1 protein-coding gene and 1 pseudogene are annotated in these 1914 nt (G+C 80.9%); one reads left to right on the plus strand and one right to left on the minus strand.

From position 1 onward, the window contains the following. Nucleotides 1–944: alpha/beta hydrolase (locus PSR1_RS23075; protein ID WP_059439623.1), on the plus strand; the 944-nt coding region annotated here is incomplete at its 5' end. Nucleotides 945–960: 16 nt separating this feature from the next. On the opposite strand, the pseudogene PSR1_RS23080 reads toward PSR1_RS23075, so the two are convergent. Continuing rightward, a pseudogene (locus PSR1_RS23080) lies at nt 961–1914 on the minus strand (patatin-like phospholipase family protein); the annotation flags it as partial.

A 1914-nucleotide genomic window follows, 5' to 3' on the forward strand; every position in this document is an offset into this window, starting at 1 on the left:
GCACGAACGTTCGCTCTCCTGCCCGCCGCGCGCTCCGCGCCGGCTTCTCCGCGCTCTCGGGGGTGGCGCCGGGCCTCGCCGCCCGCGCCGCCGGCCGGCTGATCCTGACCCCGCCGCGTCACCCCGCCCCGCGGGCCGAGCGCGAGGCGCTGGCGCGCGCCGAGCCGCTGGCGCTCCCCGGCGGCGGCGGGGCGCTGCGGGCCTGGCGCCTCGGGTGCGGGCCGGCGGTGCTGCTGCTGCACGGGTGGGGCGGCCGCGCTGGCCAGCTCCTGCCGATCGCCGAGGCGCTCGCGGCGGCCGGGTGCAGCGCGGTCACCGTGGACGCGCCCGCCCACGGCGCGTCGCCGGGGTGCCTCGCGTCGATGATCCACTTCGCCGAGGCGGCGAGCGCGGCCGCCGCGGCGCTGGGCGCCCGCATGGCGGTCGGCCACTCGCTGGGCGGCTCCGCGGTGGTGCTCGCCATGATCCGCGGCCTGCGGCTCGACGCGGCGGTGGCGATCTCCCCGCCCCGCGGGCCGGCCGGGTTCGTGTCGCACGCGGCCGCCGAGCTGGGCGTCTCCGCCGCGGCGCTCGGCGCCGACATGGAGCGGCGCCTGGGCGTGTCGCCGGACGCGCTCGACCTGCCGCGGCTGGCGCCGCCGGGCGCGGCGCCGCTCCTCGTCATCCACGACCCCGGCGACCGCGAGATCCCGTTCGCGGACGGCGCGGCGCTCGCCGAGGGCTGGCCCACCGCGCGGCTGCTCGCGACCGAGGGCCTGGGCCACCGCCGCATCCTGCGCGATCCCGGCGTGATCGCCGCGGTGGTCGCGCACGCGCGCGAGCGGCTGCCGCGCTGCGGCGGGTGCGGCCGGCTGGCGACGGCGGCCTCGCCCGAGCCGCGCTGCGACGGCTGCGCGATGGCGGACGACCTCTGGGACCGGGACCGTCGGCGGGCCGCGTCCTGAGCGGGCGCGGCGGCGGTCAGGGGCCCGACGGCCCCGCGCCGAGCGGGGAGAGCCAGTAGGCGAGGCCGTTCAGGTCCGCCACCGAGAGCGCCACGAACCAGCCCTGCGGCCCCGGCCGCGCGCCGGGCTCGCGCGCCCCGACGATCACCGCGAACCGATCCTGGACCGCGGCCAGCCGCGCCTCGACCCCCAGCCCGGAGGATCCGTCCCAGTCCGCCCACCACCGGGGCCCGGCGCCGAAGGAGACGCCGCGGGCGTGCCCGAGCACCACCACGCCGGCCGCGCTCGACCAGGTGTCGTGGCTGGCCCGGTAGCCGACCGGCTCCAGCGTGGAGGCGATGGTGAGCCAGCGCCGGAGGTGGAGCTCCGGCTCCAGCCAGGCCAGGGCGAAGCCGCCGCGCGACACGTCGAGCGAGACCCGGTACGGGACGAGGCGCGCCACCAGCGGCCGCCACGCCGCCTGCCCGGGAGGCGCCGAGGCCGGGAGCGTCGAGGGATCGAGCACGAGGCGCGGGGTCGGCCCGCGCTCGGCCTCGCGGCGGGAGAGCAGCTCGGCCGCGCCGAACGCGGAGATCATCGCGCCGGAGAGCGGGCCCGGGTCGGCGCCGGTGGCGGCGCGCTCGACGGCGAGCGCGCGACCCGCCAGCCGGTCGAGGGTGTCCGCCCACCAGGCGTCCTGATCGCGCATCGCGAGCCGCAGCCCCTCCGAGCCGGCCCGGTAGCCGTGGGCGGAGAGCGCGGCCAGGAACTCGCCGAACCCGAGCTCCGCCGGGCAGAGCGCCTCGGCGTCGCCGGGGCGGCACGGCACCCGCCGCGCGGTGAGCGCCTCCAGCGTGGCGAGGACCGGGTCGCCGGCCGGCGCGGGGCGAGGCGCCAGGCCGTCCAGCCAGCTCCAGCTCGGATCCTGCCGGAGCAGCTGCGCGCGCGTGGACCGGCCCATCCACGCGGCGAGCTCCAGCTCGGCGAGGCG

Source organism: Anaeromyxobacter sp. PSR-1 (assembly GCF_000964525.1).
In the GTDB taxonomy this organism is placed as follows: Bacteria; Myxococcota; Myxococcia; order Myxococcales; family Anaeromyxobacteraceae; genus Anaeromyxobacter.